This is a genomic window from Streptomyces sp. 63XJN7_1_ISO-PGPR-S23-121 (assembly GCF_056173025.1).
In genome coordinates, this window is the sequence record NZ_CM149653.1 from 4,083,013 (window position 1) to 4,107,112 (window position 24,100).

Consider the following 24,100-nt stretch of genomic DNA (forward strand, 5'->3'; position numbering starts at 1 on the left):
CATACTCGGCGCTGACCGGCAGAGTTACGCCGTCGTGGCTGCTGTCTCGGTGGCTTCGACTGCGGACTTGAAGTCGGGGTGGACCCCGATTTGATCAAGCCACACGCTCATCGAGTTGTAGCAATTGAACCTTTCGATCTTTCCGTCACGGAGGTACCAGAGGTCCGCCGCCGGCACGTCGATCCGGTTCCCGGTCGGTGGGATCTCGCCGACCGGAGTCGGAAACCCTCCGAGATGCGTGCCCTGGATTCGCAACTCGACGGCGACGACATCACCGAACGCATGGACCTCGAGCAGCTCACGGTGTACATCGGGGAACGAGCGGGCGAGGCCCGCGATCACCTGAGGAATCTGCTCTCCGCGGAAGCTCTGCGAGGTCGACATGTCGTTGAACGACCCGTCCTCGGTGAACAAGGCCAGGAAACCGTCACCGTCGAGAACGTTCCCTTCCGCGAGCCGGTAAGCCTCGCGAATGGTCTTTTCGTTACTTTCCATTCCTGTTCTCCTTTGAGTTCGCAACACGCTGACGGTCCGCGCTTGTCCTTGATTGGCCCTTCCCCGGCTGTCGTAACGATAACCGTTACGACAGGTTGTTGCAACCTACACTGTTACGACTATGCTGTCGTAACATGGAGTGTTGCGACCGGAGGAGGGATTATGAGCGCCAACAGCAGGCTGACCATTGCCGCCCACGCGCTGGCCTGGATCGGTCTCTACCAGCGCCAAGGCCACGAGGTCGCCACCTCCGAGCCGATCGCAGCCAGCGCGAACACCAACCCCGTGGTGATCAGGCGGCTGCTCGGCGAGCTGGGCAGGGCCGGGCTCATGGAGTCCCGGCGGGGCGCGGGCGCGGGCTGGTCGCTGGCGCGCGAGCTGGGATCGATCACCCTGCTCGACGTGTACGAGGCAGTGGAACCCGGCCCACTGTTCGCGATGCACCGCACTACCCCGAACCAGGGATGCGTGGTGGGTCACGGCATCCAGCCGGCAATGCGGGGCATCTACCAGGACATCGAGGAGACCCTGAGACACGAACTGGCCCGCGTCACGCTCGAGAAGGTACTCAGGGACGTACTCGCGGCACCTCGCCAGCCTCTCTGATCAGCTGGGCGACCCCGTGCGAACCGTAGGGTTCGGCGTGGGTTCTGCCCACCGGGGCGGACTGACGTGAGCGTGGAGATGAAATCCCGCGCCGAACGCGTTGGATCCGCCGCCGGAACAGACGGCGGGCGCAGGCCGAGCTCACCGCGGACCAGGCCGTGCTCGTCCAGCGGCTCTACGACGACGAGCGGGAGAAGACCGGCCAGCAGATCCCCGACAGATTCGGCGTGCCCCGTTTCACGGTGCACGGGCACCTCGACAAGCCCAGACCGTCCCCCGCCGAGCCCAGACCGTCCCCCGCCAGGCCCAGAAGGCTGCGACCGCCCACCCAGCCGGACAGCCGGACAGACCGTCTGCTGCCGCACTTCCTCAGGCCCCGGGTTCCTCCGGTGACGTCGGCGGCTGGTTGCGTCCTGGGAAGTGGTGTACGGGTTCCCACCTGATCCGGGCGTTTGTCCTCGCGTCGGAGTGAGGGCCCGGATATGAGAACGGCCACCGGCTGATCTTCGAGATGTCGAAGCTCGAAGGAGATCAGCACGATGACCGCACCAGACAGTCTGCCCCTGCACGCCCTCGCCGAGGACAACCTCGCCGCGGCGAGTCCCGATCTGCTGCGCGCGATGGTCAAGACGTTCGCCGACGCGCTCATGTCCGCGGAGGCCGACGCCCTCTGCAACGCCGAATACGGGCAGGTCAGCGACGAACGCGTCAACCACCGCAACGGCTATCGCCCACGCGAGTGGGACACCCGCGCCGGGACCGTCGAACTCGCCGTCCCCAAACTGAGGCAGGGCAGCTACTTCCCGCACTGGCTCCTCGAACGGCGCCGACGGGCCGAGCAGGCCCTCATCTCGGTGGTGGCCACCGCCTACCTGCTGGGCGTCAGCACGCGCAGGGTCGAGAAGCTCGCCGAGTCCCTCGGCGTCACCCAACTGTCGAAGTCCCAGGTCAGCGCGATGGCCAAGCATCTGGACGAGCAGGTCGCAGCCTTCCGCAACCGGCCCCTTGGACGCGGGGCCGTATGCCTTCGTCTGGGTCGACGCACTGACCCAGAAGGTCCGCGAGGGCGGCCGCATCATCAACGTCCACGCCCTGATCGCGGTCGGCGTCAACGCCGACGGACACCGCGAGATCCTCGGCATCGACGTCGCCACGGCCGAGGACGGCGCCGGCTGGCTCGCCTTCCTGCGTTCGCTGACCGCCCGCGGCCTGTCCGGCGTCCAGCTGGTCGTCTCCGACGCTCACACCGGCCTGGTGAACGCGATCGGCGCGGTCCTGCCGGGCGCGTCCTGGCAGCGATGCCGCACCCATTGAAGCCGTAAGGAATCAACATGGTGTTTCGCCTCTTTCGGCGACGAACTTGAGTACGTCGGCGGCCGTGGCGAAGCGTCGTTAGGCGGGTGTCACGAGGTATTGATCCTGGTCGAGGAGAGGCTGGACGTCCTCGATGGCGTTGCGGATGGTGCCGCGGCTGACGCCGAACACGGCGGCCAGGGCCTGTTGGTCGCATAGACCTCGTTGCGAGAGGACAGTTGCCAGGATTCGGTCGGCGTCGGTGATCTTTTGGCGGAAGAGGTCGCCGCGGGTTCCGGGTCGCCTGTCACCGCCGCGCTGGCGATGCCGGCGTTCTTCGAGGGCGGCCTGGTAGGGCAGGGTGATCCGGTCGATCAGTGCCTGGAGGTCTGATCGAGGCATGCCGGTGAGGGCGGGGTGGGACAGGGCTTGGGAGAGTTCCATGCGACTGGTGGTCGCACCGCCTTCCGCCCAGTCGCGCAGTTCCCGGGCGGAGGAGAAGTATTGCGCGGTCTGTGTGATGGTTGATCTTCTGTACGTCCATGAGCGTGCGGGTCTCACCGATGACCTTGCCGATGGTGACCGCGTTGATGGCCAGCAGATCGACCAGGACCTTCTGGGAACATACGCGGCGCAGGTAGATCACGGTGATCAGGACGCGTTCAGCGTTCGAGAGCAGGGGTCTGCCGTGGGCTCCGGGGGCCTGCAGCCGTCGGCCGCCGCGCTGGTGGAACTTGCGTTGTTCCGCCTGGGCGGCTTGTGCGGGGGCCAACTGGTCGCGCAGCGCGTCCAGTTCCGATGCGGTCATGCCGCTCAAGCGTGGGTCGGCAAGCATCGTGAGGACCTGCGCCCTGGTGCGGTCTCGATCGCTGGGGCTGACCTGGTTGCCGTCCTCGGCACCGGCGGCGGCGGCGATCGTGTAGTTCCAGGATCCGTGCTGGTCATGGGGCGTGATCGGCAGAGAGCGCAGGTGGTCGCGGCTGACGGAGATGCCCACCGGGTAGGCACCGGCGTCCAGCTCGGCGTGAACGCGCAGGCCGGTACGGGTGCGGGTCGCAGCGATGCTGTTGACGACGACTTCATAGCTGGTCAGGGGCCTGCCGCGCCAGTTCATGGTGATGTGGGAGAACAGCCGGTGCTCAATCTTGTTCCACTTCGAGGTGCCCGGCGGGAAGTGACAGACAGTCACGGTGAGACCCGTCTGGGCGGCGAAGGCGGCGAGTTCGGCCTTCCATAACCGGTAGCGGTAACTGTTGGACCCTCCGCAGTCCGCAGTGATCAACAAGCGGTCGGCGTCCGGGTAGTCCGCCCGTCCACGCGCCTGCCACCAGCGGCGAATTGACTCGACGGCGAACACGGAGGTGTCGTGGTCGGTGCCGACGTTCACCCAGCCGCTGTCGTTGGCCAGGTCGTAGATGCCGAAGGGGATCGCCACGTCAACGTCGGGGCCGATGAAGTAGAAGCTGTGGTCCTCCACCTGTACTGGATCACCTGCCGGTCGCCACTGCCGGCCGGGATTGGGCAACTGCCCCAGCTGTTCCTTCTTCTTGGCATCGATGCTGATCACCGGCTGTCCGGCGGACTGATGCTCCTTGACCTGCTCGTTGAGATAGCGGAACTGCGCGTCACGGTCGGGGTGCTGTTTCCCCTCCAGGGTCTTGGCACTGGCCTGCAGGCTGAAGCCCTGCTCCTTCAGCAACCGGCCGACGGTCGGAGCGGAGACCGGATGCCCCTGCCGGGTCAGTTCTTCCGCGAGGTTGCGCAGCGACTTGGTCGTCCAGCGCAGCGGAGACATCGGATCGCCCCGTTCATCCGGCTCCACCAGCGCCAACAGCGCGGGGACGAGTTCGCGGTCCACGTCCTCGACGCGCATCCTCCCGCCGCCCGCCTGCCGGACACGGCCTTCGGGCAGCGATCCGGTGCCGCCTTCGAGTTCGAAGACACCTCTGCGGACCGTAGTCTCGCTGACCCCGGCAGCTCTCGCCACGAGCCTCACACCACCATGGCCCAGCAGTCGGGCCTCGGTGGCCAGGGCGAGACGGCGCTGCCGTTCGTTCAGGTGCGGGAGCAGAACCTCGAACCGCCGGGTCAGCAGGACACGGGCCTCGTCGGATATTCGCATACCAGACCAACGAACGCGTCCTCGCGAAGCAACGTGTTATTTCCTTACGGCTTCATTACGCCCGAAATCTGCTGAGCCAGGTCCCGAAGTCTGCTCAGCCGTGGGTGGCCACCTTGCTGCGGACTGTCTTCGAACAGCCCGACACCGACGCCGTCCGGGCCCAGATGCGGCACGTTCTGGACGCACTGGAGGCCAAGTTCCCCAAGGCGGCAGCCCACTTGGACGCCGCCCAGCACGACCTGCTGGCCTTCACCGCGTTCCCACGTGAGATCTGGCGGCAGATCTGGTCGAACAATCCGCAGGAGCGGCTGAACAAGGAGATCCGGCGCCGCACCGACGTGGTCGGCATCTTCCCCGACCGCACCGCCGTGATCCGCCTGGTCGGCGCGGTCCTGGCCGAGCAGAACGACGAGTGGACCGAGGCCCGGCGCTACATGGGCCGCGAACTCCTCGCCAAAGCCCGTCTCCACCCGATCGAGTCAGAAACCGACGAGACCGTCCTGCCCACCGAACTCACCGCATAGCCTCAAACCGAGATCACCGAGTGGCCGTCGATACACCACTCCAGCGGACGTGACCTGATCATGGTCGACCGGGACATCCTCGCGCATCAGCTGTTCACCGGTGTCTCCCGGCAGCATCTGGCTTGCTTGGTCGAGGAGTTGGCTGACCCGTGGCAGGCCGTGGTCGAGAGTCGTCGTCACGAGGCTCGCGGCGGGGCCAGGAAACGTGAGGCGGGGGCCGGTGCCCGGCATCGGCTGGTGTTCGTCGACCGGCTGGTCGTCACGCTGATCCACCTGCGGCACGATCTCCCGCACTCGGTCCTGGCCCTGTTGTCCGGTGTCGACCGTTCCACCGTTACCCGCGCGATCGGAGAGATACGCGGGCTCCTGGCCGAACGCGGATGCGCAGTCCCTGACCGTCCTGGCCTGCGGCTTCGGACCCTGGCGGATGTGTTCGCCTACGCCCAGGCCGAGGGCATCGAGCTGCGGCTGGATGCCACCGAGATCCAGGTCCGCCGGCCCGCAGCCGGCCGCGGCGGACGCCGGGCGTTCGTCTCGGGCAAGAAGAAGCAGAACACGATGAAGGCCACTGTCGTCGCCGACCATCAGGGCCGCACTCTCTGGACCGACGCCCTGCGGCCAGAACGGATGCACGATGCGACCGCCACACGCAACGAAGGCATCGGAACCTGTTTCCAGCACTTCCCCGACGTTGAAGTGCTCCTGGACGACGGCTACCTCGGTCTCCGGCGTGACCACCCCGGCCAGGCGATCACACCGCCCAGAAAACCGAACAAGATCGCTTTGCCGCACGTACACGCCGCCAGAGAAGAGGCCCGGCACCGACACTCATCGAAGCGCATCACCGTCGAGCACGCGCTCGCCGACCACAAACGCTGGAAGCAGCTGACCCGCTGGACGCACCGGCGAGAGGCCCTGCCCGACACCTACCGGGCCATCGCCGGCCTCGTCTCCGACCGCACCGCCAACGCGTGACCACGACCCTGATCAGGCAAACACGCCTCAACCGCAATCACGCACCAGCTCGTAAGAACTACGCCGAGCAGGTCATCCCAGTCATCCGGGCCGCCGACCCCGACGCCGTAGTCATCGTCGGCACACGCGGCTGGTCCTCACTGGGCGTCTCGGACGGCTCCAACGAGACCGAGGTCGTCAACAACCCGGTCAACGCCTCCAACATCATGTACGCGTTCCACTTCTACGCCGCGAGCCACAAGGAGAACTACCGCGCCACGGTGAGCCGGGCGGCCGCCAAACTGCCACTGTTCGTCACGGAGTTCGGCACGGTGAGCGCCACCGGTAACGGAGCGCTGGACCGGACGAGCACCACGGCCTGGCTGGACCTCCTTGACCAGCTGAAGATCAGCTACGCCAACTGGACGTACTCGGACGCCGACGAGAACAGCGCGGCGTTCAAGCCGGGCACCTGCGACGGCGGCGACTACAGCGGCAGCGGCGTGCTGACCGAGTCCGGTGCGCTGGTCAAGAACCGGATCAGCACCGCCGACAACTACCCGACCAACTGACCCCGCCCGAGTACCGGGAGACCGGTACGCGGCGCTCACGCACCCAGGCAGCGAGGCACCGACATACGGAGAGCGCTCCCGAGAAAGATGGGGCGCTCCCCCCGTCCCTTCGCCCCACCGGAGGTACCCATGCCCATCCTTCTCCGTCGCTTACTGCGCCGCCCGCGCCGTCCCTGGACCGCCGCGGTGTTCCTCATAACCGTGGCGCTCCTCGCGTCCGGCTTCACCGTCCTGTCCGCGAGCGGCGCGGAATCCGGCTGCCGGGTCGACTACACCGTGAACCAGTGGACGGGCGGCTACACGGCACAAATCAAGATCATCAACCTCGGCCCCACCGTCACGAGTTGGCGGTCTGGCCTGGACCTACGCCGGTGACCAGCAGGTGACCGCAGCCTGGAACGCCACCGTCACCCAGACCGGCAACACCGTCGTCGCCGAGAACACGAACTGGAACGGCTCGCTGGCCACGGGCGGCACCGCCGACTTCGGTCTCCAGGGCACCTGGCGCTCCTCCATCCCCGCACCAGGGGACTTCGCCCTCAACGGCGTATCGTGCGGCGGCACCGGCACCCCTCCGCCCACCACCCCACCGACGAGCACCCCGCCCCCGACGACACCGGCGCCCACCACCCCGCCGCCGACCGGGGACTGCGGTGGGGCCGTGATCTGCTCGGGCTTCGAGGACCAGACCGGCCCCACCCCGTCCGGCGCATGGCGCTTCACCGCACCCGACTGCCAGGGCACGGGCACGGCCGCCGTCGACACCGCGGTCGCGCACAGCGGCGGCCGGTCGCTGCGGGTCGACGGCAGGGCGGGCTATTGCAACCACGCTCTCGTGGCGGCCACCGCCGATCTGTCCTCCGTCGGCCCGGTGATGTACGTACGGTTGTGGGTACGGCACACCACCGCGCTGCCGGCCGCCCACGTCACGTTCGTCTCCATGCCCGACTCCTCCCAAGGCGGGCGGAGCCTGCGCGTCGGGGGCCAGAACGGCGCCCTGCAGTGGAACCGGGAGACGGACGACGCCACCCTGCCCGCGCAGAGCCCGTCAGGCGTGGCGCTGAGCAGGCCGCTGCCGACCGGCAGTTGGCAGTGTCTGCGGTTCGCGATCGACACGTCCGCACCCAAGCTCGACACGTGGCTCGGCGACGAACAGGTCCCGGGCCTGCACGCCGACGGCGTCCCCGACCAGGACATCGACCGGCAGTGACTCGCCCGCACCGCACCGCCCCGTCCGACCGCCTTCCGCCTGGGCTGGGAGAGCTACGGCACGGGCGACGACACCCTGTGGTTCGACGACGTGGCCGTCGGCTCGTCACCGATCGGCTGCTGACACGACCAACCGGAAGGGGGAGCCGATCCGACCACGGACCGCTCCCCCAAGATCCGATGCCGGAAGGGCCCGGCCGACCTTGCGCGGCCATAGCGGGCGTTTTCGTCCGATATTTTATCCCGCAACCGGCTATTTGATCTGCAGTGTCGGGTCGAGCCCGGAGATGGCGTTCTCGCCGGTGAGGCGGCGGGCCATGAGGCCGGCCATGGCGAGGTGGATCATGACTTCGGAGCACGCAGGCCGATGGCTCACGGTGGCAGGGGTGACGGGGGATCAGAACACCCTCGTCCGCACCATTGACGTGGTCATGCCTCCCTCGCATCATCATGGGAGCGCTCCCATCAACGTTCCATCGAAGGCACCCCACCGACCACTCACACCGGGCGGCCTGCCGACCGACGCGGCGCTCGCCCGAGGAGGACACCTCATGCCGCTCGCACACCTACCCGCCACCGGCCGGTTGGGCCGATCGCCTCGCAAAGCCGGAAGAACCGCGGACAGACGCTCCGCCGCCGCGCTCGTCTGCGCCCTGGCCACGGCCGCCGCCCTCGCCGCCGCTCCCCCGGCGCCCGCCGCGACCGGCCGGACCGCCGCGGACCCGGCCGCCACGGCAACGGCCGCCGGCGAGGCGTCGACCGTCGAGGTCTCCGTCAATGCCGGGGTGGGGCTCGGCACCATCGACAAGGCGGCGTTCGGCGTTAACCACGCGCTTTGGGACTCGCATATGAACGACCCCGAGGTGACCGGCCTGCTGGGCCAGGCGGGCGTCGGCATGATGCGCTATCCGGGCGGCTCCTACGGCGACATCTACCACTGGAAGGACCACACCGCCCCCGGCGGTTACGTGGCGCCCGGCACCACCTTCGACGAGTTCATGGGCAGCGTCCGCGCCTCCGGCTCCCAGCCGATGATCATCGCCAACTACGGCACCGGCACCCCACAGGAGGCCGCCGACTGGGTCCGGTACGCCAACGTCACCCGCGGCTACGGGGCGAAGTACTGGGAGATCGGCAACGAGATCTACGGCAACGGCCACTACGGCAGCGGCTGGGAGGCCGACGACCACCCGGACAAGAACCCGCGCGAATACGCCCGCAACGTCCTCGCCTACGCCGAGGCGATGAAGGCAGTCGACCCGACGATCAAGATCGGCGCCGTGCTGACCACGCCAGGCGACTGGCCGGACGGCATCGTCGGCCCGGGTGACTCGGCCGACTGGAACCACACCGTGCTGTCCGCGGTCGCCGGGACGATCGACTTCGCCATCGTGCACTCCTACCCGGGCGGCGCCACCGCCGACGAGGCCCTGGACCGGACCGCCCGGCTGCCCGGGCAGCTCCGCGAGGTCCGTCGGCAGATCGACCGGTACGCCGGCGACCGCTCGTCGGAGATCGGCATCGCGCTCACCGAGGTCAACTCCAATGTCCAGATGAACAGTCGCCCCAACGGCCTGTTCGCCGCGGACACCTACATGACGGCGCTGGAGAACGGCGTCTTCAACGTCGACTGGTGGAACGTCCACAACGGGCCCACCAAGGTGGAGACGGTGGACGGCGACACCGACTTCAACGACTTCGGCCTGCTCTCCAGCGGCGGCTGCGTCGGCGACGTCTGCCAGCCGGCCGTGAACACGCCGTTCCACCCGTACTTCGGCATCAAGTCGCTGACGAAGCTGGGTCGTCCCGGTGACACGATGGTCGCCTCCTCCACCGACAGCGACCAGGTCTCCGCTCACGCCGTGCACCGGACCGACGGCACCCTGAGCGTCATGCTGATCAACAAAGACCCACTGAACTCCCGCACTGCGGACATCAGTTACAGCGGATACGCGCCCAATGCCCAGGCACCGATCGTGCACCGTTACGGCCGCGGCGACACCGATGTCACCCGGGTGCCCGCCACCGCCGGGGGCAATCAGGTCCTGCCCCCGTACTCGATCACCACGATCACCGTCGCTCCACACGCCACCACGGCCTCGGTCGGCGCACCCGGCACACCGAAGACCACCGCCGTGGGCAGCTCAACCGCCACAGTGAGCTGGACGGCTCCCGCGAACGGCAAGGCGGTGCGCTACGAGGTGTACGAACGCCTGGGGGCGAACTCCCAGTTGCTCGCCACCTCGACCTCCACCTCGGCGACGCTGAACAACCTGCCGCCGGGCTCCGAGCACATGGTCAACGTCCTCGCCCGGGACACCGACGGCCGCCTCTCGCGCCCCTCCGAGCCGCTGACCTTCGCCACCACGGCTCCGCACGACAGCAGCTGCCTGGTCAACTACCGGGTGGACAGCGGCTGGGGCAGCGGATTCGTCGCCACCGTCACGGTCTCCAACGTCGGTGACGCCCCGATCAACGGCTGGACCCTGGACTTTTCCTGGCCGTCCACCGGCCAGTCCGTGCAGAGCTCCTGGAACGCGAACGTCACCAGCTCGGGCAAGCGCGTCCATGTGACCGACAACGGCGCCAACGCCGAGCTGGCCCCGCGCGGTGGCTCCACCGCCACCTTCGGCTTCGTCGGAGCCAACGACGGCGCCAACCCCACGCCGACGACGTTCACCCTCAACGGGACGGTCTGCCGCACCCTCTGACCACCACCCGCGGCCCGGCCCGCATTCCGATTCTGGAGCAGCCCAGGCCTCTGATCACCTGGACCTGACCGGCACCTGCGCTGGAAGCACCGGGTCCGGCCGCAGCCAGTGACCGCCGGTGCTCCAGCCCAGCAGCATCCGTCCCTCGCCCTCGCGCGCCGAGCCGCCCTCCGCGACCTGGCGCAGGCCGGCGAGCGCGGGGACGAGCCGGGCCGCGACATGCCACGGGTGGCGGGCCGCCTCCTCCGGCAGCCATGCCAGGACGCGGGACCGCCCACCCGGCGTGCACAGCGACAGATGAAACAGCATCTGCCGCCAGGCGTAGGCGACGTCCTTGATCCCGCCCAGCGGCCGCGGGTTGTGGTGCAGGCGCGCGGTCAGCCGACACACGGTCGTGAAGGACCGCCGGGCCAGGTCGTCCCAGCCCGCCTCGGGGGCGATGCCCACCCGGTGCGCCAAGGTGGCCAGGTTGTGCGTGGTAAGGATCTGTGCCTGCTCGATCACCGTGCCGTTCGCGGCGACCCAGGAGCCGCCGCCCGAGCGGTTCCGCGCGCCGCTGTCCACGCCCGGCTGGAGCTGCGCCGCCCGCCGCTTGCACAGCTCGGCGAACCCCGGTGACGGACGCGCCCCGGACGAACTCCGGGCCGCCTCACCGGCCTCGACGATCGCGAGGTTGCGCAGGGCGCGGTAGTCGACGGCGTAGTAGCGCGCGTACAGGGACCCGCCACCCAGCAGCTCCGCGGCCACGCGCGCGGCGGCGAGAAACTTGGGCGCGAAGGTGCCCATAAAGATGTCCGAGGCCAGCTCCTCCACGAGGGGCGCGCCGAGGTCCGCCTGCCGGGCCAGCACGGACAGCTCCCTGACCAGCGGGTTCGGCAGGACCGTGGCCGGGAACGCCTGCACGGCGAGGCCGCCGAGTTGCCGCAGCGCGGCGGCGGCGACGTCCTTGGCCTCCCCGGAGACGCGGTGTGCGGCGACGGCCCGCACCCACAGCAGTTCCTCGGTCCGCACCTGCCGCTCCAGGTTGAGCAGCAGCAGCGAGCGCCGGTTGCGGAAGGCCCGATAGTGGGCGGTGGCCAGGGTGCGCAGCGCCGGGTCCGGGTAGGCTTGTGCGGTGGTGGTGGCCACGAGCTGCGGCACGAACGTGGCGAGTACCTCCGCCGACGACACGACGCCGCGCTCGACGAGCGTGCCGAGCGGCGCGCTCAGGGCGGCCTCCACAGGATGCCGTACCGCGGCTGGGACAGTCGTGCCGGCGGGCAGCCCGGTGCGGGACGCCTCGGGCTCGCTCACCTCCGCACCGACGAGATCGGTTCCCGCATCGAGGCCACGGCACCGCGCGTCGAGGCAGTCCTCGACGAGATCCACGCTCGCTCCCCGCACGCCCGGGTGCTGGTGGTCGGATATCCGGCGATCTTCCCCGACGACGGCACGGCCTGCCGGGAGACGGTCGCGCTCGCCGAGGGCGACTTTCCCTGGCTCCGGGACAAGGCGAAGCAGCTCAACACCACGCTCGCACGCCAGGCCGTACTGAATGACGCCTCATATGTCGACGCCGACGGCCCTTCCGTCGGGCACGACGTGTGCCGGCCGGCGGGCGTGCGCTGGATCGAGCCCGAGGACACCGCCGCGGCGGCCGGGTTCCACCCCAACGCCGCCGGGCACCGGAGTACGGCCGATGCGGTGCTCGCCGCACTCACCCGCTGACGCCCGCCTCCCGCACACCGCCGTCCGGCTCGAGACCCAGCCGGACCAGATAGTCCCGCACCAAATCCTCCATCGCCACGGCTTCCGGCTCCAGCAGCCACTGCGTCTGGAGCCCATCCATCAGCGCCAGCAACTGCCGTGCGACGACCGCCGAATCCACGGCGGGCGGCGGGTCGGCCGCCGCCCGCAGCGCCTCGACGAGCACGGTCAGCTCCTCCCGCAGGATGCGGTAACGCTTCTTGAAGTAGTGGTGGGCGGGGTGCCCCGGGTCGGTGGCCTCGGCCGACAACTTGGTGTAGAGAGCGACCAGGCCCGGGGTCGCGCTGTTACGGGCGACCAGCCCGACCAGCATCCGCAGCCGCTCGGCCGGTACCGGCTCGGGCGCGCCCGGATGCGTGATGCCGGGGAACACCGACTGGGCGTCCGTCCGGTCCCGGTGGCCCAGCACCGCGGTCAGCAGGGCCTCCTTGCCGGCGAAGTGGTGCAGCACTCCGGCGTGGGTCAGCCCCGCGTGCGCGGCGATGTCCCGCACCGATACGGCGTTGAAGCCGGCGCGGGAGAACAACTCGGCCGCGGATTCCAGGATGCGGGCCCGCGTCCGCTCGCCCTTGGAGAGGCGACGCGGGGCGTCCTCGGGTCGTGCGCTCACTGCGGCGGTCTCCTCCCGTCGTCACCGGTGGATCGCGGGGCAGCACGGCCCCGTGAGGATCCCCGGAAATTACCAGCCGGCCGACCGCACCGCGAGAAAAACCTACCAAGTGGTTAGTTCTGCGGTTAAGCTCACCGCCCATCTCGTCCGGGACGACCCACCCCCGGCCCTCCACACGAAGTGAACCTCATGACCAGAACCATCCGAACCGGGGCCGTGGCCGCCTGCGTCGCGGCATCGCTCGCCCTCGTGGGATGCACCGACTCCGGCACCGCCGCCACCGGCTCGTCGGCCCTGAACATCGCGACCATGACGTTTCCGCAGAGCCTCGACCCCGCCCAGGCGGTCGGCAGTGCCCTGCCGTTCTTCCAGGCCACGTACGACACCCTCGTCAAACGTGAGCCCGACGGCGAGTTCCGCCCCATGCTGGCCACCGCGTGGATGTACAACGCCGATCGCACCGAGCTCGCCCTCACCCTGCGCAAGGACGTGAAGTTCGCGGACGGCACCCCCTTCGACGCGGCGGCGGTGAAGGCGAACATGGAACGCTTCGCCAAGGGCGGCGGCGCCGACGCCAAGTGGCTGAAGGACCTGGAGTCGGTCGAGGTCGCGGACGCCTCGCACGCGACGCTGAAGCTGAAGCAGCCCAACCCCGCGATGATCTTCTACCTGAGCGACGCGGCCGGTCTGATGGCCAACCCGGCCGCCTTCGCCGGGGGTGACGCTCTCAAGACGACTCCCGACGGCACCGGCCCCTACCGTCTCGACAAGGCGAAGACGACCGTCGGCACCAAGTGGGTCTACCGGCGCAACCCCGACTACTGGGGCGATCACCTCCCCTACGAGACGCTGACCATGAGCTTCTTCGACAACGAGACGGCCATCGTCAACGGCCTGAAGACCGGCCAGGTGAACGCCGCTCTCCTGCAGAGCGCCGACCAGCAAATCAGCATCGAGTCCGATCCCCGCATGAAGACGACGAAGCAGGAGTTCGACTTCCAGGGACTGCTGCTCTTCGACCGGGGCGGCAAGCTCACCCCGGCGCTGAAAGACCCCCGCGTCCGCCAGGCACTCAACCTCGCCATCGACCGGAAGACGATGCTCGAGGTCACCTCCCAGGTCTTCGGCCCCGACACGCACGGGTACGACAAGACGCTGGACACCTATTACGCCCACGACCCGGCCAAGGCGAGGGAGTTGCTGCGGGCGGCCGGGTACGCCGACGGTTTCACGCTCAAGCTCCCCCGTATCGCGGCCATCGTCAACGACGCGCTCGCCGCCTCGCTGGCCGGCGACTTCGAGGCCGTCGGGGTGAAGCTGGTCTGGGACGACCTCGACGGTGCCTCGGCGGTGCAGAAGGTCTTCACCGACCGCGCGTACTCCGGGATGGTGATGAACATGGGCCAGTCCTCGTCGGACTGGGTCGTGGTCGACGAACTGGTCAACCCGGGTGCCTTCAACATGTTCGGCACCACCGACACCACCGTGCGGGAACTGCCCCCGCGGATCCAGTCCGGAACGGCCGGACAAGCCGGAACGGCGGTGCGCGAGCTGGGCGAGCATCTGGTGAAGGAGACGTGGTTCGTGCCCTTCTACCGGATGAGCTACCTGCACGTCTCGGACGGATCGGTAACCATCCGCCCGCAGTCCGGCATGGCCGTCCCGTCGATCTACAACTACTCCCCCGCCAAGTGACCCAAAAGTGCCCGGAGCGGTGCGGGCCGCCGACGCCCGCACCGTCCCTGGCGGCCCGTCACGGATACCGAGTGCCATGCTGAACTTCATCGCCCGCCGGATCGCCTCCGGCGTCCTGCTCCTGGTCGTCATCTCCCTGCTCAGTTACGTGCTGCTGTCGATCCCCGGCACCGACGTCGGCCGGCAGCTCCTCGGCCAAGGCGCCGATCAGGCCGCCGTCGACGCGAAGAACGCCGCCCTCGGCCTGGACCGGCCGGTGCTCCGCCAGTACGCCGACTGGCTGGTCCACGCCGTCCGCGGCGACCTCGGCACCTCGTGGTTCACCAGCGAGCACGTCACACAGGCGGTGCTGGGCCGGCTGCTGGTCACCCTCAGCCTGATGACCGGCGCCACGCTGGTCACCACGGTGGTCTCCTTCCTGCTCGGCATCCTGGCGGGAGTGCGGTGCGGCGCCGTCGACCGCTTCGTCCAGGTGCTGGGCGTCGTGCGCTACGCACTGCCCGGTTTCCTGGTGACGCTCGTCCTCGTGTTGGTCTTCGCGGTCCGGCTGAACTGGTTCCCGGCCATCGGCTACATCACGTTCGCCCCTCCCCCGGCGGCTGGCTGTCCACGGTCACGCTGCCGGTGCTGTCCCCGTCGGTCGCCTCCGTGGCCGGCGTCTCCCAGCAGGTCCGCGGCGCGGTGATCGACGTCCTGCGCCAGGACTACGTCCGTACGCTGCGCGCCCGCGGTCTGCCCGCCTCCCGGGTCGTCTTCCGGCACGTCCTGCGCAACGCCTCCGCCCCCGCACTGTCGGTTCTCGGCATGCAGTTCGTGGGCCTGCTCGGCGGCGCCGTCGTCGTGGAGCAGATCTTCGGACTGCCCGGCATCGGCAGCATGACCGTCACCTACACGACCCGCGGCGACATCCCCGTGATCATGGCGCTGGTCATGCTCACCGTGGTCGGGTCGTCCTGATCAACCTTCTGGTCGACATCATGATCGGCTGGCTCAACCCCAAGGCGAGGGCCGCATGAGCGAAAACCTTCCGGCCGACGTGCCCACCCCTGTCGCGAGCCCTCCCGACAGCGCTGCACGAGCCGCGGGTCCCGGGGCGGCGTCCGGTCGCCGCGTGCTGCGACGCCTGCTGCGCGACCCCCTCGGCGCGGGGTCCGCCGCCGTGCTCCTGCTGCTCGTCGCCGCGGTCCTCCTGGCGCCCTGGCTCGCACCGCAGGATCCCTCGGCCGCCTCGCTCGGCCAGGCCTTCGCCGACCCCGGCGGAGCGCACCCGCTGGGCATGGACTCCGCGGGCCGGGACATCCTCTCCCGCATCCTGTACGGCGGGCGCAACACCCTCGGCGGAGCGCTGATCGCCCTCGGCATCGCCCTCGCCGTCGGCGTGCCGGCCGGGCTGTACGCCGGTTACCGCGGCGGCCGGTTCGACTCCGCCGCCAACTGGACGGTCGACCTCGTCATGGCACTGCCCGCGATGGTGGTGCTCCTCGCCTCCCGCGCCATTCTCGGTCCCCGTGTGTGGGCGCTGATGGTCGTGCTGGGCGTGCTCGCCGCACCGAGCTTCTACCGCCTGGTGCGGGGCATCGTCACGGGCGTGCGCAAGGAGTTGTACATCGACGCCGCGAAGGTCTCGGGCCTGTCCGACACCCGCATCGTGGCCCGTCACGTCCTGATCGTCGTGCGCGGACCGGTCATCATCCAGGTGGCGCTCGTCGCCGGCGTCGCGATCGGCCTGCAGGCAGGCCTGGAGTTCCTCGGCATCGGCAGCGGGTCGACGGCGACCTGGGGCGCGATGCTCAACGAGGCCTTCCAGAACATCCAGCGCGCGCCCCTGCTGATGCTGTGGCCGGGCCTTGCCCTGGGGCTGACCAACGGTGCCCTCGTCCTGTTCGCCTCGGCCCTGCGCGACGGCTTGGAGGACCGCGTTGGCCGGCCGGCCGCCACCCGCCCGCGGGCCGCGCGCCGGGTCCAGGCGGAGGTCCTCGACCTGTTGCGCCGGCTGCAGCAAGACCGCGGACTCGGCGTCCTCCTGGTCACCCACGACCTCGGGGTCGTCGCGGATCTGTGCGACCGCGTCGCCGTGATGAACGGCGGCCGGATCGTGGAGACAGGCACCGTCGAACAGGTCCTGCACTCACCCGAGGACCCCTATACCCGCACTCTGCTCGATGCCGTCCTCGACGAGGCTCCGGCACGTGGCCCCTGGCAGCCCCGGGAGGCGAGGAGCACCGCCGTATGACCGCCGCCGACGTCACCGAGACCGCCGATCCCGCCGTCGCGGCGGACCCCCTGCTCCAGGTGCGGGACCTGCGGGTGTCCTTTCCCGGCCGCGGCCGGCGCGCCCCGCGGACCGAGGTGCTCATGGGAGTGTCCCTCGACATCCGGCCGGGTGAGACGCTCGGCCTGGTCGGGGAGTCCGGGTCGGGCAAGACCACCATCGGACGCGCCGTGCTCGGCCTGGTGCCGGTGCGGTCCGGCTCGATCAGCTTCGACGGAGAGCTCGTCCACGCGGCCGGCCGCGCCCGCCGCCGCGCACTGAGCCGAGACATCCAGGTCGTCTTCCAGGACCCGTATACCTCCTTGAACCCCTCGCTCACCGTCGGGGACACCCTCGCCGAGCCGCTCGTCACGCACGCTACGGGTCCGCGGGAGGCCCGGGACCGGGTCCGTGACCTCCTCGACCGCGTCCACCTGCCCGCGGACGCCGCCCACCGGCTGCCCCGCGAGTTCTCCGGGGGCCAGCGGCAGCGCGTCGCCATCGCCCGGGCGCTGGCGCTGCGTCCCCGGCTCATCATTTGCGACGAGCCGGTATCCGCACTCGACCTGACGACCCAGCGGGCCGTGCTCGACCTGCTGCTGGACATCCAGGAAGAGACCGGGACGGCGTATCTCCTCGTGACGCACGACCTGTCCGTGGTGCGCTTCATGAGCCACCGGGTGGCGGTGATCCACCGCGGGGAGATCGTGGAGACGGGTGACGCCGCCGATGTCACCCGGGCTCCCCGGCACGCCGACACCCGGGCACTGATGCTCTCCGCGCCCGTGGCGAACGTCGCCGCACAGCGCCGGCGAAGGGAGGCGGCGGAGAGCCTTGCCGACTGACGGGGGCGCCGAAGGTCCGGAAATCACTTCGACCGGGCTCGCCCGTCAGGTACCGGTCGCGGATGTTTTCACTGCTGGGAGCCGGTGAGCTTCGCGCGTGACCTTCCCGACGGTTCCCCGGCCGGAAGCAGGTTTCTTACGGCATGTCGTACCAGTGAGCTCGTGCTCGGTTGCCGTGACCCCGAGTTGCTGGCGCGGTTCTGGTGCGAAATCCCGGACTATGTCGTGCTGGATCGCGAGGAGGACGGCACGCTGGAGATCGGACCGCGCGACTCCAAGGGCTGCAGCGACGTATCGCCCTGCACCGGCGACGCCTGGGCTGATGTGATCTACCGCGGCGAGAACCCGTCATCGGCGCGGACGACCATCGGTTGGGGATGGGTCGACGGCGGCATATCACTCGACGGCATCAACCAATACGGCGTGACCTCAACGGCGCCCGCGGACACCAGTGCCCCGCTCCAGTCACGGTGGAACCGGCGGGCGCGTGGGTCGAGCCCGGCGGTGCCGGGCGGCGCGGTCGCACCAGAGGGGGCTCGTGCGGGGGCGCCCCCGGCTGAACGCAGCATGTAGCAGGGGCCGGTTAGCGGCACAACCCCGCCCCGCTGCTGGTGTCTTCCACGGTGCTGTACTGCGTCCGAGTGGCCCGAGCTGCGTGGGCGCCGGCCCCCGCGGGGCGCGCACGACCGGACCGCGGTGCGGCTGGGCATCGGGCACGGGCTGACCGTCATCGAGACCGCACTGGCGTTCCTGCAGGACGCCCCCCGCCGCGGCGGCCTGTGCCACCCCCTCGACTGGATCCCCGAAATCCACCACCCTCTCAGCGGCGGCGAGGGCGTCATCCCCGACGTCCCGCTCTACTACCGCAGCCGCAGCACCAGCAGGACGGACAACAGCGGAGACGGCGAGGACGGCGGGGCGATGCTGCGGGCCTTCGTGGAAGTCGACGGCGCCACCATGAGGTCGAGCCGTGCTGGATCGAGTCCGGGGCGGGACAAGGCTGGGTACTGGTCGCCGAAGCGAAGCTGCAGGAACACGTGCTCCCACTCGGCATCGAGAGAACATCAAGCCTTCGATGTCGATCATCGGCACACAGTTACACCAACGAGCCCCTTACCACATCCGTCACGCAGATGCGGTAGCAGCATTAGGCTGACCGGATGACAGCTGATCGCACAGCAGCCAAGTGCCGCCGCATCCTCGCCCTGGTCGGCGCGGCCGGGATCGCCGTTGCCGGCAACGCCTGTTCCTCGGCCGGGAGTTCCGGTGGGGCCGCCTCTGGCGGTGAGAGGCTGTCCTACGACCGGGTCGCCTCGACGGCGAAGCAGCTGACTGATACGTCGGCCTGCCCGTTCGCCCTCGACCCAGCGGCGGCGCTGAAGGCGGCCGGGGCCGAGCGGACCGTCACCCCGGCGGCTACCGGCGGCGACCCCGCGGCTCAGGGGACCGTCGACCCGGGCCGGCCGGCCCAGGCCTGGCCCAGCGGGCAGCCCACGCCGTCCGGGGTCCCCTCCATCCCCGCCGTCCCGCCGAACGCGTCCGTCGTCTGCAACTTCACGGCTTCGCAAGCCCCGGTGGAGATCGACCTCGTGGCCGTGTCCGAGGGCGGGGTGGCGGTGAACCTGGCGCTGCCGCAGATCGCCGCCCTCGGCAACCTCGGCGCCGACGAGGTGATGGCGTTCTCCAAGGACGAGCCCGGGATCGGCCAGACCAGGGTCACCCCGGGCCGGGGCACGGTCGCCGTCGCACGGGTGGCGGTGGCGGGCAAGGGCGACTTGGTGCTCGTGGTCTCCCAGGGATCGACCGTCACCAAGGCGGACCCGGCCCTGGCCGGCGAGTCGCTCAGGAAGGTCGCCGAGGCACTCGCGGCCCAGCTGGGGCCGTAGGCGGGACCTACGGTTCCTGGCTGAACTGGATCGAGGCCGAGTTTGCGGCCTTGCGCTACTTCGCGCTCAACGGCGCTGTTGTGCACCGCTCTCTGCCGGGGCAGCCGGTGGACCTGACCGAGTCCTCGGGCCAGATCCTCGAAGAAGTTCCAGGCCTCCAGCACCGCACCCGATGGGACGCGCCGGCGCATCGGATCCTCCAGCCAATGCTGGACACGGACGAGCTCCAACGTGTCGGCCTCAGAGGTGGCCAGTCCCCGTCCCCGCCGGCTCACATACACCCGTGCCTGCCGGGCCGGATGCCGAACAGAGCAGGAGTGAACAGGCCGCACGGGCCCATTTGAGCCTCACAACCGGTGTATCCCGTACGGCCGTTCTCGTGTCGCGGGCAAGTGGCACGGCACGCTTGATCGTCTTCTGAGCGGCGCCTAGGCTCCCATGCCCATGGAGATGGGGGAACCAGAGCGCGGGCGACGGGCATGGTATGGCGGGCTGGTCGGGCGGCGTGTAGTTGCAGCTCTGCTGGCCGGGGCGGGGCTGGTCGTTCTGGGCACGGTGTTCGTCGTACTGCCGGGGTTGGTGGTCGACCACGATCTCGCCGGGGCGAGCGTCGCCGCGCAGGATCGGCTGAAGGCGGTGAACGATGTGCGTACGACGCTTCTGCAGGTGGTCGGCGGCCTGGTCGTGCTCTTCGGCGCGTATGCCACCTGGCGGCAACTGCGGGTGAGTCAGGATGGTCTGCGCGCCACCCAGGAGGGCTACGTCACTGACCGATTCAGCCGGGCGGTCGACCAGCTCGGCAGCGACAAGCTGGATGTGCGCATCGGCGGGTTGCACGCGCTGTGGCGGATCGCGGAGCAGTCCGACCGCGACCGGGAGGCCATCATCTCCATCCAGGCCGCGTATCTGCGTACACACCTGCCCTGGCCGCCCGCCGGACCCCAATCACCGGCGGCAGACGTGCCCATCAACGACATCGCGCCCCTGGAGACCCGTGCCGCCGACGCCCAAGTGGCGCTGACCGCGCTCGGCGTACTGTGCCGGCACAGGGAGCAGTCCTGGGTGAATCTCAGCATCACCGACTTGCGCCGGGCCGACTGCGACGGTCTGTGGTTCCCCGAGGTCAACTTCGACCGCACCTGCATGGAGGCGGCGGGCCTGTACCACGCCAATCTGACCCAGGCGTCCCTGGTCTCAGTCAACCTGCGCCACGCCGACCTCACGACGGCGATTCTCCGCCGGGCTCGCTGCATTCTGGGCGACCTACGGGCCGCGAAGCTGGTCGGAACCGATCTGCGTGACGCCGACTTCACCGAGACCGACCTGCGCGAGGCAAACCTGCGTAAGGCCGACGCCCACGGCGCCGTCTTCCACCGCGCCGACCTCCGCATGGCCGACTTGCGCGGCACCGACTTGAGCACCGCCGACCTTCTCGAAGCCCGCCTGACCGGCGCCCTGGCCAGTGAGCAAACCCGCTGGCCTGCCGACTTCGACCACACGGCCGCCGGAGTCGTCGACACCGATGACCCCGGACCCGAGCCCTCGCCCCTACTCCAGCCACCCGGGATGACGTGGCAGGCACCGCCGCTGAGGTCCACTTCTTGACCAAGACGCGCCGGTCATGACCACGGCGACCGCAATCCGCCTGACCGGCTTCTCTCCTCGTCAGCGACATCCTCCCCCAACACTTCGGCGGCGCTCCAGCAGCTTTTCTCGAGCGGGTCGCTCCATGAACAACTCAAGGCTGCGACGAAATTACCCGGGCCGCCGCCTCCCTCATCCGCGACGCCCGGCGAGCCGCATACGGCCAGACCTGCTCAGCGAACGCGACATAGCCGCACACTTGCCCCACCCCGACCGTCACAGCCAATTGCCCGGACGGTGGCCCCGGGGCCGCGGGAGCACGGCCCGGCGCAGGCACGGATTCAGTCACCTCTCGACAGGGGGGTTCGCCGCCACCGACTGGCACACGGTTTTCAATCGTCAGCGACGTGCCGACGCCGTCCCTGAACGGCGGTCTTCTGCAGGCTCTCTTCCGCCACCGCCTGGCGCTCAAAGCGTCGGTCACAAAGCACGCATTTCGCCACCGGAAATCTGGCCGCCTCCATAGTCCGAGTTCTCGGCACCACTCAAGTCAGCGCGCAGGGCACCGCGTCCGCCCCAGCGTCACCCCCACCGTGGGGCGCCGACCGCACAGTCCGAGGTCCTGATCTCGTCAGCGATCCTTCTGAGGAGTGCAGGCGGCCGTGTCATAGCCGGCGTCAGAAACTCCTACACTGCCTGCGGTTGTCTCAACCAAGGGCCAATCCCTATCCACGGCGGCCTGTGGCCATGAGCGCGATGACATCGACGTGACCGCCGTTGCCTCCAACAGCCAAGCTCTCCAGTGCACACCACGGTCGTGGACGTGGCTTGTCCCCGCCTCGTCCGGCCAAGCCTGCCCGGCGTTTGTTCCGGCGGGGCGGAACGCTTTCGTGAGCGGGTATCTCTGCGCAGGACGAAGGGGGAAGGGTTGATGAGTGAACTGACGGCACCTGTCACGAGGCGGCGCCTTCCGGCAAAGCCTGTCTGGCGGCGCCAACCTCCCGTGCTCGAGTCACGCCGCTCAAAGAGTCTGGCCCCTGCACCCGCACCGGGCTCACCCTCTACCAGACCCTCGATGCCCTGGAGGGCATCGAGGGTCTGGACCGGCATCTCCACCACCTGCCACCAGCCCCTGCCCAGCAGACCGCACACGACGCCAAGATCCAGACAGACCTGACGGAGTCCTAGTAGGAGGGTGACGGTGTCGTTGGGGTGGCAGTCGGCGGGACGAGCACACCGTCGACGATGTATACCGTCGCGTTCTTCGTGGGGATGTTGCCGCAGGCGATCGGTACGCTGCCGTTCACCTTGAAGGAGTCACCGGAGCCAGTGGTGGTGAGGGTGCTGCCCTCAAGCGTGGTGAACGTGCCGTGAGGCAGTTGCGCCTTGGTGATCTTCTTGTGCTCGACCACATGGTAGGTCAGCACCCTTTTGAGCTGAGCGCTGTCGTTGAGAAGCGCGTCCCTCTTGGCGGCGCCGAGTTTGTTGAACGCGTCGTTGGTGGGCACGAAGACGGTGCTGTCCTTGAGACCATGCAGAGTGTTCGCCAGGTCGGTCTTCTTGATTGCATCGGCCAGCATGGACAGGTTCGGGTTGTTGGCCACTGCGGTTGTGATGTTCTCGTGCGCCATCTGTGCGGCACTTCCGTTGCCGCTCTGCGGCAGCATGGAACAGCCTGCGCCGAAGGGTTGCTCGCTCGGTGCCGGCGACGCTGTGTCGGGGGCACTCTGCGACGAATCGGAGGCCGACGCCTGGGACGCCAGTACGCCCAACGACAGCGGGAGGCTCAGCGCTGCTGCCGCTGTGACAGCGGTGCTACGAATGCGCACGGACTTCATACCAATTCCTCGTTCCCTATGAAGGAGGGCTTGGGCCTGGGGTCGACTGATCTACCGCGAGCCACCTGAAGAGGGCTTCGCGCGCCGGTTGGGAACACGCACCACACCGGCGGACCCATCGTTCCCATCTAAGCGCACATTACGTCACCCGGCACCTTCGAACCGGTACGGCTGACCTCAGCGGTTCGGGACAAGCGTGAAAGGCGTTGGACGTGCACCCGTCCGTCCAGGCTGCCATACGCCTCGCACCAGACCTGCCGGGTGCTGTCCCCGATTCGAGGGCCGCCCGCGAAAACGACATCGTCCACCCTCTCGCGGACTCCGGCGTCCTGCTGCATCAGCCGGGATACCAGCACCTCCGCCGCGTCCAAAGATGGCTCGCCTCATCGTTGCTCTTGCCTGCGTCGCTACTCTCGGAGGCCTCTCTCGCGCAAACTGGACACCGGTCCGGCCGCCGGTGCCGCTGCTGCCATTGGATCCGCCGGTGCGTGCGGTTGGACGAGCCCTCACCGCGTGACACGTATGCCGGTCAGGTGGCGGTGGGCCAGCCGCGGAGCACAGCGGCGATCTTCCCGGCCGTGCAGGCGGGGTCCACGAGCACGTCCTTGAGGGCGACGGCGTCCTCCCGGGCGGGTTTGACGGTGATCCCGGCGGCTTCCAGGTACATGACGCCGGTGGCGGCGGCGACCGCCAGGTTGGACCGCTCCAGCCAGCGGCAGCGCCCCAGCGTGTGCACCAGCGCGGCGGCCTTGGCGTACGGGCCGTCGTAGACGGGCTGCTCGAACAGCTCGGCCCGGTGCCGGGCGACCGCCGCGAGGGGAACGCCGTAGTCGTCGGGGGCCGGATCGTCCGCTCCGGCGGCTTCGGCGACCTGCAGGATCCAGGGGACGTCGATGTTCAGGTCCATCAGGCCGCGTGTGCTCCCCGAGCCGTTTCCGCCTGCCGGGCGTCCTCGGCGTCGTCGAAGACGGCCTGGTGTTCGGCCAGGAAGCGGGCGGCGGCGTCCACCGCTCGCGCACGCAGGCCGCTGGCGTCGTCCTGCACCAGGCGGGCGAGGTAATCGCCGACGCTCAGTCCAAGGTCGGCGGCGCGCTTCTTCGCGAGGTCAGCGATGTCCTCGTCCACACGGGCACCCAGTTGTGTCTTCGCCATACCCGGC

At 69.2% G+C, this 24,100-nt stretch carries 17 protein-coding genes and 7 pseudogenes; 15 read left to right on the forward strand and 9 right to left on the reverse strand.

Annotation, left to right across the window (positions count from 1 at the left end; translation table 11 throughout):
- Window positions 1-24: 24 nt before the first annotated feature.
- Complete coding sequence (locus AC0VYN_RS18185; protein WP_053637133.1) at window positions 25-495, reverse strand: nuclear transport factor 2 family protein; 471 nt, start codon at window positions 493-495, stop codon at window positions 25-27.
- 162 nt (window positions 496-657) lie between these two features.
- Here AC0VYN_RS18185 and AC0VYN_RS18190 point away from each other — a divergent pair, with 162 nt between their 5' ends.
- Together AC0VYN_RS18190 and AC0VYN_RS18195 are read left to right on the forward strand one after the other, a co-directional pair.
- A complete protein-coding gene (locus AC0VYN_RS18190) occupies window positions 658-1,101 on the forward strand; it encodes an Rrf2 family transcriptional regulator (protein ID WP_475531767.1) in 444 nt (147 codons plus the stop codon).
- A gap of 539 nt (window positions 1,102-1,640) precedes the next feature.
- Window positions 1,641-2,412: pseudogene (locus AC0VYN_RS18195) on the forward strand (IS256 family transposase); the annotation flags it as partial.
- Between the two features lie 15 nt (window positions 2,413-2,427).
- On the opposite strand, the pseudogene AC0VYN_RS18200 reads toward AC0VYN_RS18195, so the two are convergent.
- A pseudogene (locus AC0VYN_RS18200) lies at window positions 2,428-4,516 on the reverse strand (ISAzo13 family transposase).
- Window positions 4,517-4,563: 47 nt separating this feature from the next.
- Here AC0VYN_RS18200 and AC0VYN_RS18205 point away from each other — a divergent pair.
- The 4 genes and pseudogenes from AC0VYN_RS18205 to AC0VYN_RS18220 all read left to right on the forward strand — a co-directional run.
- Window positions 4,564-5,040 (forward strand): annotated as a pseudogene (locus AC0VYN_RS18205) (transposase); the annotation flags it as partial.
- A gap of 60 nt (window positions 5,041-5,100) precedes the next feature.
- A complete protein-coding gene (locus AC0VYN_RS18210) occupies window positions 5,101-6,015 on the forward strand; it encodes a transposase (protein WP_475531768.1) in 915 nt (304 codons plus the stop codon).
- A 47-nt stretch (window positions 6,016-6,062) separates the two neighbouring features.
- Window positions 6,063-6,566: pseudogene (locus AC0VYN_RS18215) on the forward strand (cellulase family glycosylhydrolase); the annotation flags it as partial.
- A gap of 129 nt (window positions 6,567-6,695) precedes the next feature.
- Window positions 6,696-7,899 (forward strand): annotated as a pseudogene (locus AC0VYN_RS18220) (cellulose-binding domain-containing protein).
- Between the two features lie 129 nt (window positions 7,900-8,028).
- Here the strand turns inward: AC0VYN_RS18220 and AC0VYN_RS18225 are convergent.
- Window positions 8,029-8,151, reverse strand: a complete 123-nt coding sequence (locus AC0VYN_RS18225; RefSeq protein WP_475531769.1) for a hypothetical protein — start codon at window positions 8,149-8,151, stop codon at window positions 8,029-8,031.
- A gap of 175 nt (window positions 8,152-8,326) precedes the next feature.
- On the opposite strand from AC0VYN_RS18225, the gene AC0VYN_RS18230 reads away from it, so the two are divergent.
- The gene (locus tag AC0VYN_RS18230; protein ID WP_475531770.1) at window positions 8,327-10,486 is read left to right on the forward strand and encodes a cellulose binding domain-containing protein; all 2,160 of its coding nucleotides are present in this window, start codon (window positions 8,327-8,329) and stop codon (window positions 10,484-10,486) included.
- A gap of 54 nt (window positions 10,487-10,540) precedes the next feature.
- Here AC0VYN_RS18230 and AC0VYN_RS18235 read toward each other — a convergent pair.
- Window positions 10,541-11,779: pseudogene (locus tag AC0VYN_RS18235) on the reverse strand (hypothetical protein); the annotation flags it as partial.
- Here AC0VYN_RS18235 and AC0VYN_RS18240 point away from each other — a divergent pair.
- Complete coding sequence (locus AC0VYN_RS18240; RefSeq protein ID WP_475531771.1) at window positions 11,711-12,193, forward strand: GDSL-type esterase/lipase family protein; 483 nt, start codon at window positions 11,711-11,713, stop codon at window positions 12,191-12,193. The pseudogene AC0VYN_RS18235 and the gene AC0VYN_RS18240 sit on opposite strands and share 69 nt — an antisense overlap.
- On the opposite strand, the gene AC0VYN_RS18245 is transcribed toward AC0VYN_RS18240, so the two are convergent.
- The gene (locus AC0VYN_RS18245; protein WP_475531772.1) at window positions 12,183-12,842 is read right to left on the reverse strand and encodes a TetR/AcrR family transcriptional regulator; all 660 of its coding nucleotides are present in this window, start codon (window positions 12,840-12,842) and stop codon (window positions 12,183-12,185) included. The two genes, AC0VYN_RS18240 and AC0VYN_RS18245, sit on opposite strands and share 11 nt — an antisense overlap.
- 189 nt (window positions 12,843-13,031) lie before the next feature.
- On the opposite strand from AC0VYN_RS18245, the gene AC0VYN_RS18250 reads away from it, so the two are divergent.
- From AC0VYN_RS18250 to AC0VYN_RS18270, 5 genes and pseudogenes are all read left to right on the forward strand, one after another.
- The gene (locus AC0VYN_RS18250; protein ID WP_475531773.1) at window positions 13,032-14,537 is read left to right on the forward strand and encodes an ABC transporter substrate-binding protein; all 1,506 of its coding nucleotides are present in this window, start codon (window positions 13,032-13,034) and stop codon (window positions 14,535-14,537) included.
- Between the two features lie 76 nt (window positions 14,538-14,613).
- Window positions 14,614-15,553: pseudogene (locus AC0VYN_RS18255) on the forward strand (ABC transporter permease).
- On the forward strand, window positions 15,550-16,770 hold the full coding sequence (locus AC0VYN_RS18260) for an ABC transporter permease (protein ID WP_475531774.1): 1,221 nt from the start codon (window positions 15,550-15,552) through the stop codon (window positions 16,768-16,770). The pseudogene AC0VYN_RS18255 and the gene AC0VYN_RS18260 overlap by 4 nt, the downstream one beginning before the upstream one ends.
- Window positions 16,767-17,633, forward strand: coding sequence for an ABC transporter ATP-binding protein (locus AC0VYN_RS18265; RefSeq protein WP_475531775.1), 867 nt, complete (start codon window positions 16,767-16,769; stop codon window positions 17,631-17,633). The genes AC0VYN_RS18260 and AC0VYN_RS18265 overlap by 4 nt, the downstream gene beginning before the upstream one ends.
- Window positions 17,634-17,795: 162 nt before the next feature.
- Window positions 17,796-18,206 (forward strand): hypothetical protein, encoded by a 411-nt coding sequence (locus tag AC0VYN_RS18270; protein WP_475536913.1) that lies wholly within the window; start codon window positions 17,796-17,798, stop codon window positions 18,204-18,206.
- A gap of 287 nt (window positions 18,207-18,493) precedes the next feature.
- Here AC0VYN_RS18270 and AC0VYN_RS18275 read toward each other — a convergent pair whose 3' ends face one another.
- Window positions 18,494-18,670, reverse strand: a complete 177-nt coding sequence (locus tag AC0VYN_RS18275) for a hypothetical protein (RefSeq protein WP_475531776.1) — start codon at window positions 18,668-18,670, stop codon at window positions 18,494-18,496.
- A gap of 123 nt (window positions 18,671-18,793) precedes the next feature.
- Here AC0VYN_RS18275 and AC0VYN_RS18280 point away from each other — a divergent pair, with 123 nt between their 5' ends.
- Window positions 18,794-19,519: a hypothetical protein gene (locus AC0VYN_RS18280; protein WP_475531777.1), complete on the forward strand. Its 726-nt coding sequence runs from the start codon at window positions 18,794-18,796 to the stop codon at window positions 19,517-19,519.
- Between the two features lie 444 nt (window positions 19,520-19,963).
- Window positions 19,964-21,124 carry a pentapeptide repeat-containing protein gene (locus tag AC0VYN_RS18285; RefSeq protein WP_475536914.1) on the forward strand — a complete coding sequence of 387 codons (1,161 nt, stop codon included), beginning with the start codon at window positions 19,964-19,966 and terminating at the stop codon, window positions 21,122-21,124.
- A gap of 1,163 nt (window positions 21,125-22,287) precedes the next feature.
- Here AC0VYN_RS18285 and AC0VYN_RS18290 read toward each other — a convergent pair.
- The 3 genes from AC0VYN_RS18290 to AC0VYN_RS18300 form a co-directional block, all read right to left on the reverse strand.
- The gene (locus AC0VYN_RS18290; protein WP_475531778.1) at window positions 22,288-22,941 is read right to left on the reverse strand and encodes a fasciclin domain-containing protein; all 654 of its coding nucleotides are present in this window, start codon (window positions 22,939-22,941) and stop codon (window positions 22,288-22,290) included.
- 529 nt (window positions 22,942-23,470) lie between these two features.
- Window positions 23,471-23,848: a fic family toxin-antitoxin system, toxin component gene (locus tag AC0VYN_RS18295; protein ID WP_475531779.1), complete on the reverse strand. Its 378-nt coding sequence runs from the start codon at window positions 23,846-23,848 to the stop codon at window positions 23,471-23,473.
- Window positions 23,848-24,093: a hypothetical protein gene (locus AC0VYN_RS18300; RefSeq protein ID WP_475531780.1), complete on the reverse strand. Its 246-nt coding sequence runs from the start codon at window positions 24,091-24,093 to the stop codon at window positions 23,848-23,850. The genes AC0VYN_RS18295 and AC0VYN_RS18300 overlap by 1 nt, the downstream gene beginning before the upstream one ends.
- Window positions 24,094-24,100 lie beyond the last annotated feature (7 nt).